Origin of the sequence: Kitasatospora sp. NPDC059747 (genome assembly GCF_042732955.1) — a bacterium.
In the GTDB taxonomy this organism is placed as follows: Bacteria; Actinomycetota; Actinomycetes; order Streptomycetales; family Streptomycetaceae; genus Kitasatospora.
The window spans coordinates 4196-16908 of the sequence record NZ_JBHWGV010000030.1 but is presented as its reverse complement, the minus strand read 5'-3'; the positions used below and the strand labels follow the sequence as shown (position 1 = coordinate 16908).

The following is a 12713-nucleotide window of genomic DNA, read 5'->3' as shown; positions in this document are numbered from 1 at the left end:
GCGCCCCCCCGCGGGGGCCCCACCGCCAGCGCCGGCCCCCCCTCCGGCGCGGCGTACGCGGGCCCCCCGCCCCCCCCCCGCCGTCAGTACTTGGGGCCGATGTGGGCGTCCATGAGGGCGACGTCGTCCTTGCGGGCGACGGAGACGTTGACGGCCCCGGTGGGGCGGGTGACGGACTTCCAGCGGACGCCGACGGCGTCGAGTGTCGCGGTGAAGAGGGCGACGATGTCGGCGGAGGTGTTGGTGAAGAAGTACCGCGGGTACTCGTAGCGCTTCTGGACGCCGCTCACGGTTCGGGTGGTCCAGTTGGTGATGCGGCAGCCGTCGGAGTGGATGAGGCCGCGCAGGAACTCCCAGGGGTGCTCGTCGACGATCTCCTGCTGCCAGGGGGCGAGGGTGATCCGGCGCAGGTGCTTGGGGCCGGGCCCGTGCTGGGGAAAGAGGCAGGGCCAGTGCTTGCTGGTGCTGACGACGCTGGTGCAGCCGGGCGCGTGGACGCGCAGGACCTTGTTGTGCGGCATGACGGCGGAGACGGCGCGCACACATTCGTCGATGAGACCGGGCCAGGTGTCGCAGCAGGCGATTCGGAGGGCGTAGACCTTGCGGCGGCCCTCGCTGATGCAGCCGTCGCCGAGGTAGAGGCCGAGCAGATAGGCATAGCTGGAGTGAGGCCGCGAGGGGTCGAGTCGGCCGTCGAGGAGCGGACACTCGGCGGTCATGCGGGGGCTGGGCACTGCGCCAGCGGCCCACTCGCGGATCGCCGATCGGGATATGCCAGTGGTTCGGCTTACTTGGCTGAAGGTCAGGCCGGAGGCGTGGAGGGCGAGGGCGTGTTGCCGAGTGGCCAGGTCGTACATGGCGTCGTCAGTGCTTGGGGCCGATGTGGGCGTCCATGAGGGCGACGGAGTCCTTGCGGGCGATGGAGATGTTGACCTGGCCCGTGGGGCGGGGGATCGAGGCCTTCCACTCGACGCCGACGGCGTCGAGTGTGGCGGTGAAGAGGCCGATGATGTCGGTCGAGGTGTTGGTGAAGAAGTACCGCGGGTACTCGTAGCGGCGGACGACGCCGTTCTTTGTCCGGGTCGCCCAGTTGGTGATGCGGCAGCCGTCGGAGTGGATGAGGCCGCGCAGGAACTCCCAGGGGTGTTCGTCGACGATCTCCTGCTGCCAAGGCTCCAGGGCTATGGTGCGCTCGTGCTTCTTGCCAGGACCGTGCTGAGGGAAGTAGCAGGCCATGTGCATGGAGTAGAGCTTGACGTTGTGGCAGCCCGGGCGTTGCAGTCGGTAGGTGTTGTTCTTCGGGAACACCCTGCGCATGGCTTGCTCGATAGCATCCATGACCCCTGGCCACTTGTCGTCACACGTGACGAACAAGCTCTGTGTCCTGGACATGTTCGAGTGTGTGATGTGGCCGTCGCCCAGGTAGGCACCGAGAAGGTAGGCGTAGGCCTGGCGGTTGAGCTCGTCGGAGTAGCAGCGGAAGCACGTGGCGCGCTCAGGGGCCGGGAAGTCCCCGTGTTCGGCGCGATCCTGCAGCTTCCACCATGAGACGGTGCCGGTTGGAACTCCGAGTCGGCGGGAGACATCGCAGTTGCGGGCGCCCTGACGTAGCAGCAGGACGGCTTCTTCGCGGAGGGATCGAACTGCCATGCGGGCGATCCTGCGACCCTTGCGTCGAACGCGCGGGCGAACGGGATTGTTTCCACTCGAACGAATGAAGATCGCCAACCATTAGGTAGCCCTAAGTGGCTTTAGAATCGAAGGAAAAGTACCCCGGGTGGGATTCGAACCCACGCTGGCGGCGTTTTGAGTGCCGTGTCTCTTCCGCTGGACTACCGGGGCATCCACAGATTCGAAGGTTGCCCCCCGACCCTGTTGAACTCAAACATACCGTGTCTAGGTACCCTCGTGCATGCAGTACCCCGCCGGAACGAGGAGCCACGTGAGCGCCGCCGACGAGCAGGCACAGCCGCTTGAGACCGATATGCCCCAGATCACTCGGATTGTGATCGCCGAGGACGAGGCGTTGATCCGTCTTGATCTCAAGGAGATGCTCGAAGAGGAGGGTTACACCGTCGTCGGCGAGGCCGGGGACGGGGCCACGGCGGTGCGGCTGGTGGAGGAGCTGAAGCCGGATCTGGCGATCTTCGACGTGAAGATGCCGGTCCTGGACGGGCTCTCCGCCGCGGAGCAGATCCATGAGAAGCACCTGGCTCCGGTGCTGATGCTGACCGCGTTCTCGCAGCGGGAGCTGGTGGACCGGGCGCGGGACGCCGGGGCGATGGCGTACATCGTGAAGCCGTTCTCCAAGGCGGACCTGGTGCCGGCGATCGAGATGGCCGTTTCGCGGTACGCGGAGATGCGCACGCTGGAGCAGGAGATCGCGGACCTCTCGCAGCGCCTGGAGACCCGGAAGCTGGTGGACCGGGCGAAGAGCGTGCTGCAGACGAAGTTCGGGCTGAACGAGCCGGCTGCCTTCCGGTGGATCCAGAAGACGTCGATGGACCGCCGCATGACGATGGCCGCCGTCGCCGAGGCGGTCATCGAGGAGGGCGAGGCCCAGGACCGCAAGAAGGCGGACGAGGGCAAGCCCGCCGAGTAGGGCGGCATGGCGAAGGGCCCGGCAGATCGTTTCTGCCGGGCCCTTCGCCGTGTGCGGGGATCAGTCCTCGCCGAGGTACGCCTTGCGCACGGACTCGTCGTGCAGGAGGTCGGCGCCGGTGCCGCTGAGGACGATGCGGCCGGTCTCCATGACGTAGCCGCGGTCGGACAGCGAGAGCGCCGCCTGGGCGTTCTGTTCGACGAGGAGGATCGTCGTGCCGCTCGACTTGAGTTCGACGATCGTCGCCATGATCTTCTGCATCATCAGCGGCGACAGGCCCATCGACGGCTCGTCGAGCATCAGCAGCTTGGGCTGGGACATCAGCGCCCGGCCCATCGCGAGCATCTGCTGTTCGCCGCCGGACAGGGTGCCGGCGGCCTGCTTGCGGCGCTCGCCGAGGATCGGGAACAGGGTGTAGGCCCGTTCCACGTCCGCGGTGATGCCGGCGGTGTCGCTGCGCAGGAAGGCGCCGAGGAGGAGGTTCTCCTCGATCGTCATGCGCGGGAAGATGTGCCGGCCCTCGGGGGAGTGGGCGAGGCCGAGGGCGACGATCTTGTGGGCGGGGACGGTCGCGAGGTCCCGGCCCTCGAAGGTGATCCGGCCGGCGGTGGGTCTGAGCAGGCCGGAGAGGGTGCGCAGGGTGGTGGTCTTGCCGGCGCCGTTGGTGCCGATGAGGGTGGTGACCTCGCCCTGGTTGACGGTGAAGCTGATGCCCTTGACGGCTTCGATCTTGCCGTAGGAGACGCGGAGGTCCTCGACCTCCAGGAGCGCGGTCACTTGGTGTCCTCCGGTGTTGCGGTGGTGCTGTCCTCCAGCGGGGCGCCGAGGTAGGCGGTGATGACGCGCTCGTCGTTCTGGACGGTCTCGCGGTCGCCCTCGACGATCTTCTGGCCCTGGACGAGCACGGCGGTGCGGTCGCAGAGGTTGAAGATGAACCGCATGTCGTGCTCGATGACGAGGATGGAGATGCCCTTGTCGCGGATGGCGAAGACGAGTTCCTCGGCGGCGCGGGTCTCCTGGGGGTTCATGCCGGCGGTGGGTTCGTCGAGCAGGAGGAGGCCGGGGTCGGAGGCGAGGGCGCGGGCGATCTCCAGCTTGCGCTGCTCGCCGTAGGGGAGGTTTCGCGCGAGGTGGTCGGCCTTCTCGGCGAGTCCGGTGAACGCGAGGAGTTCCATGGCCCGTTCGCGGCTCTCGGCTTCGGCGCGCTTGTACCCGGGGCCGCGGAGGATGGCGGAGAAGAGGCCTTCCTTGGTGCGGGTGTGGCGGCCGACGAGGACGTTCTCCAGGACGGTCATGTTGGCGAAGAGCCGGATGTTCTGGAAGGTGCGGGCGATGCCGGCCTGGGTGACGAGGTGGGGTTTGGGCGGCAGGACGGTGCCCCGGTAGCGGACCTGGCCCTCGGTGGGGACGTAGAGGCCGGTGAGGCAGTTGAAGAAGGTGGTCTTGCCGGCGCCGTTGGGGCCGATGAGGCCGATGATCTCGCCCTCGCCGACGGTGAGGGAGACGTCGTTGACGGCGGTGAGGCCGCCGAAGCGCATGGTGACGCCGGTGACGTCGAGGATCGGCTCGGTGGACTTCGGTGCGTCGGCGGGGGGCGTATCGGTGGTGGTCATCGGGTCGGTCACGCCCCTGCCTTGGTGAGTGCGGTCGGCTCGCCCGTGGGCTGGGCCGGGATGGCGGCCTCGTGGAACTCGAGCTGCTGCCGCCGGTTGGGGATGAGGCCTTCGGGGCGGACGCGCATGAGGACGATGAGGGCGGCGCCGAAGGCGAGGAGCTGGTAGTCGGAGAGGAATTCGAGCTTCTTCGGGATGAGGAAGAGGAGGGTGGCGCCGGCGAGGGGTCCGCTGATGGTGCCCATGCCGCCGAGGATGACGGCGGCGAGGAGGAAGGCGGAGTTGGGCGGGAGGGCCTCGGCGAAGGTGTACTGGTCGGGCGTCACGGTGTAGCTGACGTGGGCCTGGACGGTGCCGGCGAGGCCGGCGAGGCAGGCGCCGAGGGCGAAGGCGAGGAGCTTGAGGCGGAAGCCGTTGATGCCCATGGCCTCGGCGGCGGTCTCGTCCTCGCGGATGGCGACCCACGCGCGTCCGATGCGGGAGTTGCCGACGCGCGCGAAGACGAGCACGACGAGGGCCGTGACGAGCAGCATCAGCAGGTAGTAGTTGGAGAACCGGCCGAGTTCGAAGGCGCCGACGCTGTGGGACTCGCCGAGGTTGAAGCCGAAGATCTCCAGGTCGGGGATCCGCGGGATGCCGTTGGCACCGTTGGTGATCTTGGGGCCGGTGGTGCCGTTGAGGTTCTGCATGGTGATGCGGAAGATCTCGCCGAAGCCGAGCGTGACGATGGCGAGGTAGTCGCCGCGCAGCCGCAGGGTCGGTGCGCCGATGAGGACGCCGAAGATCATGGAGACGGCGGCGCCGGTGAGCATCGCGGCCCAGAACGGGAACTGGACGTGGATGGGCGAGGCGGGGGAGCCGGAGACGAGCGCGGCGGCGTAGGCGCCGACACCGAGGAAGGCGACGTAGCCGAGGTCGAGCAGGCCGGCGAGGCCGACGACGATGTTGAGGCCGAGCGCCACCGTCGCGAAGATCAGGATGTTGGTGGCGACGGAGGTGTACTGGTCGCTGCTCTGGGTGAACGGGAAGCTGGCGGCGGCGGCGAAGGCGGCGCCGGTGGTGACCGGGCGGTGCTTGACGGTCAGCGCGCGCAGCCGGGCGACGAGTCCGGACCGGGTGAGGGCGGAGGCGACGAAGACGGTGAGGAGCAGGTAGCCGGTGAAGAGCTCGCCGTAGTCGGCGTCGACGCCGAAGGTGATCACGAACAGGCCGGTGCCGAAGGCCAAGACGATGATCAGGACCTCGACCCAGGAGGGGAGTCGGCGCGGCGCGGGCAGCGGTCGGTCGATCTTCCCGAGGCGCAGCCAGGTGTTGGCGAAGTGGCCGAGCTGGACGAGGAGGACGGCGCCGGTGGCGATGGCGACGGCGCCGGCGAGGGCGGTCATGACGGGGGCGACGGGCTTGTCGCCGGGGATGGCGTGGGCGCCGATCCAGGCGAGGGGCGCGGCGGGGACGAGGAGGAAGAGCCGCCGGTCGAGGATCTTCAGCGGGACGGCGGTGCGGCGGTCGAGGGGGAGGCCGAGGGCGCCGGTGAGGCTGAGGATGCCGCCGGCGGCGAGGACCCAGCCGCCGGGTTCGAGGTTGGCGAGGCCGCCGAGGTCGACGGAGATGGCGGTGACGGAGAAGACGGCGACGGCGAGGGCGCCGGTGGCGGCGTACAGGACGGCGTTGTGGTTGCGGCCGGGGGCGGCCCAGCGCAGGCCGGGGGTGCCGTGGGTGGCGAGGAGGAGGACGAGGGTGAGGAGTCCGGCGACGAGGGCGAGCCACTGGAGGCCGGCGGGGGAGCCGTAGTAGGTGAGGTCGCCGGGGAAGTCGGAGGTCCAGGTCCAGGACATGGCGGCGGAGGCGGCGGTGGCGAGGGCGCCGAGGCCGGTGAGGGCTGCGGCGGCGCGGGCCGGGAGGGGGATGACCGGGCTGGTTTCGGTTCTGGTGGTCATGGTGGTCACGCCCTGTCCGCGACGCGCTCGCCGAGCAGGCCTTGGGGCCGGACGAGGAGCACGAGGATGAGGAGTACGAAGGCCCAGACGTCCTTCCAGGCGCCGCCTCCGAAGAGGCTCATGCCGGGCAGGTGCTGGATGTAACCGGTGGCGAGGCTTTCGGCGAGGCCGAGGGCGACGCCGCCGAGCATGGCGCCGTAGATGTTGCCGATGCCGCCGAGGACGGCGGCGGTGAAGGCCTTGAGGCCGAGGATGAAGCCCATGCGGAAGTCGACCTGGCCGCTGCGCAGTCCGTAGGCGACGGCGGCGACGGCGGCGAACGCGGCGCCGATGGCGAAGGCCATGACGATGATGCGGTCGGTGTCGATGCCCATGAGCTTGGCGGTGTCGGGGTCCTGGCTGGTGGCCTGCATGGCGCGGCCGGAGCGGGTGCGGGTGACGAACCAGCCGAGGGCGAGCATGCACAGCGGGGCCGCGGCGATGAGGAAGAGGTCGCTGGGCTGGATGGTGACGGAGCCGAGGCTCAGGGGGTCGCCGGGGATCTTGGGGAAGACGCGGGCCTTCTTGGCGTCGGGGTAGAAGGAGAAGACGAGCTGCTGGAGGAGGATGGACAGCCCGATGGCGGTGATGAGGGGCGCGAGGCGGGGGGCGCTCCGCAGGGGCCGGTAGGCGAAGCGTTCGGCGGCGACGGCGGTGAGGGTGGAGACCAGGATGCCGGCGATCAGCATCAGCGGTAGGGCCAGCCACATGGTGGTGCCGCCGGGGAGGGCGAGGTAGGCGGTCAGGGCGCCGAAGCCGCCGACCATGACGATCTCGCCGTGGGCGAAGTTGATGAGCTGGACGATGCCGTAGACCATCGTGTAGCCGATCGCGACGAGCCCGTAGAGGGCTCCGAGGATCAGGCCGTTGGCCAGCTGCTGCGGTAGGTCGTGCACCGCTGGGCCTCCGTTGTGCGTTCGGGTGTCCGCGTGGGGTGGGTGGATGTGGGCGCGCGCGGGGGCACTCGTGGCGCCCCCGCGCGGGTGGTGCTGGTGAGGAAGGTGCCTCGGCCGTCGGGCCGGTGGCTCAGCGGTTCAGTCGTCGGGCCGGTGGCTCGGCGGTTCGGTCGCCGGGCCGCCGGCTCAGCCGTTGAAGGTGCCGGACTTCGCCACGTCCCACTTGCCGTCCTTGACGGTGTAGACGGTGAGCTGCTTGTTGGTGGTGTCGCCGAACTCGTCGAAGGAGACCTTGCCGGTGACGCCGTCGAAGGAGATCTTCTGGACGGCGTCGACGACGGCGGCGCGGGCGTTCGAGGGGAGCTTGCCGTTGTTGGCGCTCACGACGTTCTTGACGGCCTCGATGATGGCCCAGGCGCTGTCGTAGGAGTAACCGCCGTAGGTCTCGAACGGGTCCTTGTAGCCGGCGGCCTTGTAGTCCGAGATGAACTTGGTGGCGGTGGGGAGCTTCTCGACGTCGCCGCCGACGGCGGTGGCGAAGTCGCCGGCGCTCTTGGGGTTGAGCTTGATGTAGTCGGCGCTCTGCATGCCGTCGCCGCCCATGAGCGGGATGTTGAGGCCGGCCTCCTTGAGCTGGAGGGAGAGCGGGCCGGCGGCGGGGTACTCGCCGCCGTAGTAGACGGCTTCGGCGCCGGAGCTCTTGACCTTGGTGACGATGGCGGCGAAGTCGCGGTCGTCGGGGTTGACGTGCTCCTCGCCGGCGACGGTGCCGCCGAGCTTGGTGAACTCGCCCTTGAAGGTGGCGGCGAGGCCGGCGCCGTAGGTCTTCTGGTCGTCGATGATGAAGACCTTGGTCTTCTTCGAGTCGGTGTAGAGGAACTGGGCGGCGAAGGGGCCCTGGACGGCGTCGGTGGTGGCGGTGCGGAAGTAGCTCTTGAAGGGGCGCTTCTTCTCGCCGGTGGCCCACTTCTCGCCCTGGGAGAGGGCGACGCCGGTGTTGGCGGGGGAGATCTCGACGAGGTTGGCGTCGTTGAAGATCTGCTGCATCGACTGCGCGACGCTGGAGTTGAGGGGGCCGACGACGCCGAGGACGGTGTTGTCGGCGACCAGCTGGGTGGCGTTCTGCTGGCCGGGGGCGGGCTTGGCGGTGTCGTCGAGGGGCTTGATCGCGAACTTGACCCCGGGGACCTCGTTCGTCTCGTTGGCCTTCTTGACCGCGAGGTCGACCGAGTTCTTGATGCCGATGCCGATGGCGGAGAGGTCGCCGGTGAGCGGGGCGTCGACGCCGATGGTGACGGTGGTGCCGGAGCCGCTGCCGCCGCCGTCGGCGGACTTCTTGTCGCCGCGGGAGCCGCACGCACTGAGGCTGAGGGCGGCGATCACGGAGATGCTCACGACAACTGCGGAACGATGACGCACGGGGGTCCCCTTCGGTACAGGAAGGCGCCGCGCCGTAGTGGCGGGAGCCGGGATGCGCGGTGGCCTGGCCCAATCAGGGTGGCGCGGTGACTGGCCGTGACTCTAGGCGCCGTGAGGCGGCTGGGGCAGTGGTGTAGCGAGGCTGTGATTCTCTTGTTATGAGCACACGTAGTATTTGTCTCAGCATGTGGTCGTTCTGATTCGACCGACCCGGCGGCGGCGGGCGTTTACTTGCTGGTAGAGCGATGTAAGGGCCAGAAATGGGGGTTGCTGCTGGCTGTACCGATAATCGAACAGCGCTGTCCGGTGTGCAGGTTCCGGGCGTACTCGTCCGGATTGCGGACAAACGATGGCATGTCAAGGCGCTCCGGCTGCCCTTCGGGCTTCGGAGTGGCCGAATGCTCGGATTTCCTGGCTGTTACGCAGCGTTACGGATGAGGGATATCCTGACGCGTGTCCGGATATGCCACCGCCCCCTTGCCTGGACCAACGCCTGCCCACGATGGCAGAAGGTCAAACAAGGGGGCAGACAAGAGATCTGACGGGGCATCTGCCCTGGCGGGACGCCGTCAACGGCGCCCTGCGGGCCGTCAGAGGTCGCGCAGCATGCAGGTCAGCCGGCAGCTGGTGACCCGGCGCCCGGTGTCGTCGGTGATCGCGATCTCGTACGTGGCGGCGGTGCGCCCCTTGAAGACGGCCGTCGCGACGCCGGTGACCAGCCCGGACGTCGCCGAGCGGTGGTGGGTGGCGTTGAGGTCCACGCCGACCGCGTACCGGCCCGGGCCCGCGTGCAGCATCGCGCCGATCGAGCCGAGCGTCTCCGCCAGCGCCGCCGACGCGCCGCCGTGCAGCAGCCCGTACGGCTGCTGGTTCCCCTCGACCGGCATCGTGCCGACCACCCGGTCGCCCGAGGCCTCGACGATCCGGATGCCGAGCTTCTCGCCGAGGTGGCCGCCGGAGAACGTCTCCGGGCTGACGCCGAGCTTGGCGAAGTGGTCCAGCACCTCCTGCGGGACCTTCAGGACGGGGGTGGCGTCGGGGGCCGCGTCGGTCATGGGGGAACTCCTGCCGCTCGGGGGTCACGTCGTGCTGCTGGTGCTGGTGCTGGTGGTGCTGGTGGTGGTGCGGGCGATGCCGGTGGTGCCGGCTGTGCGGGCCGGGCCGGGCCGGCCGTCGTGGTGGTGCTCGTCGTGCCGGTCGTGCCGACTGTGATCGTACGACCGTCCTACTCGACGGTAGCCACGGCCCGCCGCCTCGCCCGGGCACGTCGCACTCCCGTCCGGCGCGCCCCGTTTTGTCGGTGCCGGGCCATAGGATCGGGGGCCGGTAGTGGAATCGGCAGGAACGGACGTTGACGTGGCTACGCAGAGTACGGACAAGGGCGCGACGGGTGGCGGCGGGGCCGGCCGGCGGCCCCGGCTGATGCTGCTCGACGGGCACTCGATGGCCTACCGGGCCTTCTACGCCCTGCCCGTGGAGAACTTCAACACCTCCACCGGCCAGCCCACCAACGCGGTCTACGGCTTCGCCTCGATGCTCGCCAACACCGTCCGTGACGAACAGCCCACCCACCTCGCGGTCGCCTTCGACCTCTCCCGCCAGACGTTCCGCTCCGTCGAGTTCCCCGACTACAAGGCCAACCGCGCCAAGACGCCCGACGAGTTCCGCAGCCAGATCGGCCTGATCGGCGAACTGCTCGACGCGATGAACGTCCCGCGGCTGACCGCCGAGGGCTTCGAGGCCGACGACATCATCGCCACCCTGGCCACCGCCGCCGAGGCGGCCGGCTTCGACGTCGACATCGTCACCGGCGACCGGGACTCCCTCCAGCTGGTCACCGAGCACGTCACCGTCCTCTACCCGACCAAGGGCGTCTCCGAACTCACCCGCTACACCCCGGAGAAGGTCGCCGAGAAGTACGGCGTCACCCCGCGCCAGTACCCCGACCTCGCCGCCCTGCGCGGCGACCCGTCGGACAATCTGCCCGGCATCCCCGGCGTCGGCGAGAAGACCGCCGCCAAGTGGGTCAACCAGTTCGGCTCCTTCGACGAACTCGTCTCCCGCGCCGACGAGGTGAAGGGCAAGATCGGCGAGAAGCTGCGCGAGCACCTCGACTCCGTCAAGCGCAACCGCGTCCTCACCGAGCTCGTCCGCGACGTCGAACTCCCGCTCGGCGTGCCCGACCTGGCCCGCGCCTCCTTCGACAAGGCCGCCGTCGGCACCCTGATGGAGTCGCTGGAGTTCCGCAACGCCAACTTCCGCGACCGCGTCTTCGGCATCGACCCGGCCGGCGGGCCGGAGGCCGCCGAAGCCGAACTCGCCCCCGGCGTCGAGGTCGACGGCGAACTGCTCACCGACCCGGGCACGCTGGCCGCCTGGCTGCGCGAGCACGCCGCCGACGGCAAGACACCGGTCGCGCTGGCCGCCGTCTACCAGTGGGCGCTCGGCACCGGCGAGGTCACCGAAGTCGCCCTCGCCGTGGGGGAGACGGCCGCCTGGTTCGACCCGGCCCTGCTCGCCGAGGAGGACGAGCGGGCCTTCGCCGCCTGGCTCGCCGACGCGGCCGCCCCCAAGGCCCTGCACATCGCCAAGCAGGTCATGCGCGCCTTCGCCGAGCGCGGCTGGACGATCGAGGGCGTCGTCGCCGACACCGCCCTCGCCGCCTACCTGGAGAAGCCCGGCCGCCGCACCTTCACCCTGGAGGTCCTCGCCGAGGAGTACCTGGCCCGCTCGCTCACCCCCGCCGCCCCGGCGGCCGAGAGCGGCCAGCTCGCCTTCGACGCCCCCGAGGAGGACCCGGCGGCGGGCGCCCAGGCCCTCATGCTCCAGGCCCGCGCCGTCCTCGACCTCGCCGCCCTCTTCGACACCCGCCTCGCCGAGGTCGGTGCCGTCGAGCTCATGCACGACATGGAACTGCCCATCGCCGCCCTGCTCGCCCGCATGGAGCGCTACGGCATCGCCGCCGACCGCGACTGGCTCACCACGCTGGAGACGCAGTTCGCCGCCGAGATCCAGCGCTGCGTCGAGGAGGCGCACGCCGCCGCCGGGCACGAGTTCAACCTCGGCTCGCCCAAGCAGCTCCAGGAGATCCTCTTCGGCGAGCTCGCCCTCCCCAAGACCAAGAAGATCAAGACCGGCTACACCACCGACGCCGACGCCCTCACCTGGCTCGCCACCCAGACCGACAACGAACTGCCGGTCATCCTGCTGCGCCACCGCGACCAGGCCAAGCTGCGCACCACCGTCGAGGGCCTGCTCAAGACCGTCTCGCCCAAGGGCCGCATCCACACCACCTTCAACCAGATGGTGGCCGCCACCGGCCGGCTCTCCTCGCAGGACCCCAACCTGCAGAACATCCCCGTCCGCACGGAGGAGGGGCGCGCCATCCGCCGCGCCTTCATCGTCGGCGAGGGCTACGAGTCGCTGCTCACGGCCGACTACTCCCAGATCGAACTGCGCATCATGGCCCACCTGTCGGAGGACGAGGCCCTGATCGAGGCCTTCGCCTCCGGCGAGGACCTCCACACCACCGTCGCCTCCCAGGTCTTCGAGGTCCCGGGCGGCTCGGTGGACGCCGAGATGCGCCGCAAGATCAAGGCGATGTCCTACGGCCTCGCCTACGGCCTCTCCGCCTACGGGCTCTCGCAGCAGCTCGGCATCAAGCCGGCCGAGGCGCAGGGCCTGATGGACACCTACTTCGAGCGCTTCGGCGGCGTGCGCGACTACCTGCGCCGCGTCGTCGACGAGGCCCGGGCCACCGGCTACACCGAGACCCTCCTCGGCCGCCGCCGCTACCTGCCCGACCTCAACAGCGACAACCGCCAGCGCCGCGAGATGGCCGAGCGGATGGCCCTCAACGCCCCGATCCAGGGCTCGGCCGCCGACATCGTCAAGATCGCCATGCTGCGCGTCGACGACGCCCTGCGCGAGGCCGGCCTCACCTCCCGGATGCTGCTCCAGGTCCACGACGAAATCGTGCTGGAGCTGGCCCCGGGCGAGCGCGAGCCGGTCGAGGCGATCGTCCGCGAGCAGATGGCCGGCGCCTACCCGCTGCGCGCCCCGCTCGACGTCTCCGTCGGCATCGGCGCCAACTGGGAGGCGGCGGCGCACTGACGCTATTTCGGTGGGCCCGGGCGCCGACCCCCCCCGCCCCCCCCGTTATTGGGAGGGGCGGTAAACCCCATAAAAACACCAGAAAATGGAAACC

General features: G+C 69.7%; 11 protein-coding genes and 1 tRNA gene. 3 read left to right on the top strand and 9 right to left on the bottom strand.

Annotated features, from left to right (window positions below; all coding sequences use genetic code 11):
• Window positions 1-83 precede the first annotated feature (83 nt).
• From ACFV4G_RS15730 to ACFV4G_RS15720, 3 genes are all read right to left on the bottom strand, one after another.
• Window positions 84-857: a transcriptional regulator gene (locus ACFV4G_RS15730; protein ID WP_380440489.1), complete on the bottom strand. Its 774-nt coding sequence runs from the start codon at window positions 855-857 to the stop codon at window positions 84-86.
• A gap of 7 nt (window positions 858-864) precedes the next feature.
• Window positions 865-1650: a helix-turn-helix domain-containing protein gene (locus ACFV4G_RS15725; protein ID WP_380440487.1), complete on the bottom strand. Its 786-nt coding sequence runs from the start codon at window positions 1648-1650 to the stop codon at window positions 865-867.
• A gap of 119 nt (window positions 1651-1769) precedes the next feature.
• Window positions 1770-1842: transfer RNA gene (locus ACFV4G_RS15720), tRNA-Leu, on the bottom strand.
• A gap of 142 nt (window positions 1843-1984) precedes the next feature.
• Between ACFV4G_RS15720 and ACFV4G_RS15715 the strand changes: the two genes are divergently transcribed.
• Complete coding sequence (locus ACFV4G_RS15715) at window positions 1985-2602, top strand: ANTAR domain-containing response regulator (RefSeq protein WP_380440485.1); 618 nt, start codon at window positions 1985-1987, stop codon at window positions 2600-2602.
• A gap of 60 nt (window positions 2603-2662) precedes the next feature.
• On the opposite strand, the gene ACFV4G_RS15710 is transcribed toward ACFV4G_RS15715, so the two are convergent.
• The 6 genes from ACFV4G_RS15710 to ACFV4G_RS15685 form a co-directional block, all read right to left on the bottom strand.
• Window positions 2663-3379, bottom strand: coding sequence for an ABC transporter ATP-binding protein (locus ACFV4G_RS15710; RefSeq protein WP_380440483.1), 717 nt, complete (start codon window positions 3377-3379; stop codon window positions 2663-2665).
• Complete coding sequence (locus tag ACFV4G_RS15705) at window positions 3376-4215, bottom strand: ABC transporter ATP-binding protein (protein ID WP_380440602.1); 840 nt, start codon at window positions 4213-4215, stop codon at window positions 3376-3378. The genes ACFV4G_RS15710 and ACFV4G_RS15705 overlap by 4 nt, the downstream gene beginning before the upstream one ends.
• A gap of 8 nt (window positions 4216-4223) precedes the next feature.
• Complete coding sequence (locus tag ACFV4G_RS15700) at window positions 4224-6152, bottom strand: branched-chain amino acid ABC transporter permease (RefSeq protein ID WP_380440481.1); 1929 nt, start codon at window positions 6150-6152, stop codon at window positions 4224-4226.
• A 5-nt stretch (window positions 6153-6157) separates the two neighbouring features.
• Window positions 6158-7087: a branched-chain amino acid ABC transporter permease gene (locus ACFV4G_RS15695; protein WP_359963001.1), complete on the bottom strand. Its 930-nt coding sequence runs from the start codon at window positions 7085-7087 to the stop codon at window positions 6158-6160.
• Between the two features lie 186 nt (window positions 7088-7273).
• Window positions 7274-8506, bottom strand: coding sequence for a branched-chain amino acid ABC transporter substrate-binding protein (locus ACFV4G_RS15690; protein WP_380440479.1), 1233 nt, complete (start codon window positions 8504-8506; stop codon window positions 7274-7276).
• Between the two features lie 590 nt (window positions 8507-9096).
• The gene (locus ACFV4G_RS15685) at window positions 9097-9561 is read right to left on the bottom strand and encodes a hotdog fold thioesterase (RefSeq protein WP_329928273.1); all 465 of its coding nucleotides are present in this window, start codon (window positions 9559-9561) and stop codon (window positions 9097-9099) included.
• On the opposite strand from ACFV4G_RS15685, the gene ACFV4G_RS15680 reads away from it, so the two are divergent.
• Together ACFV4G_RS15680 and polA are read left to right on the top strand one after the other, a co-directional pair.
• On the top strand, window positions 9560-9718 hold the full coding sequence (locus ACFV4G_RS15680) for a hypothetical protein (protein ID WP_380440477.1): 159 nt from the start codon (window positions 9560-9562) through the stop codon (window positions 9716-9718). The two genes, ACFV4G_RS15685 and ACFV4G_RS15680, sit on opposite strands and share 2 nt — an antisense overlap.
• 210 nt (window positions 9719-9928) lie before the next feature.
• Window positions 9929-12619 carry a DNA polymerase I gene (gene polA / locus ACFV4G_RS15675; RefSeq protein ID WP_380440600.1) on the top strand — a complete coding sequence of 897 codons (2691 nt, stop codon included), beginning with the start codon at window positions 9929-9931 and terminating at the stop codon, window positions 12617-12619.
• Window positions 12620-12713: the final 94 nt, after the last annotated feature.

What these genes read in the sequence shown, in the direction of transcription:
- ACFV4G_RS15730 (WP_380440489.1), bottom strand. Translation starts at nt 857, where the DNA reads ATGTACGACCTGGCCACTCGGCAACACGCCCTCGCCCTCCACGCCTCC.
- ACFV4G_RS15700 (WP_380440481.1), bottom strand. Translation starts at nt 6,152, where the DNA reads ATGACCACCAGAACCGAAACCAGCCCGGTCATCCCCCTCCCGGCCCGC.
- ACFV4G_RS15715 (WP_380440485.1), top strand. Translation starts at nt 1,985, where the DNA reads ATGCCCCAGATCACTCGGATTGTGATCGCCGAGGACGAGGCGTTGATC.
- ACFV4G_RS15725 (WP_380440487.1), bottom strand. Translation starts at nt 1,650, where the DNA reads ATGGCAGTTCGATCCCTCCGCGAAGAAGCCGTCCTGCTGCTACGTCAG.
- ACFV4G_RS15685 (WP_329928273.1), bottom strand. Translation starts at nt 9,561, where the DNA reads ATGACCGACGCGGCCCCCGACGCCACCCCCGTCCTGAAGGTCCCGCAG.
- ACFV4G_RS15680 (WP_380440477.1), top strand. Translation starts at nt 9,560, where the DNA reads ATGGGGGAACTCCTGCCGCTCGGGGGTCACGTCGTGCTGCTGGTGCTG.
- polA (WP_380440600.1), top strand. Translation starts at nt 9,929, where the DNA reads ATGCTGCTCGACGGGCACTCGATGGCCTACCGGGCCTTCTACGCCCTG.
- ACFV4G_RS15705 (WP_380440602.1), bottom strand. Translation starts at nt 4,215, where the DNA reads ATGACCACCACCGATACGCCCCCCGCCGACGCACCGAAGTCCACCGAG.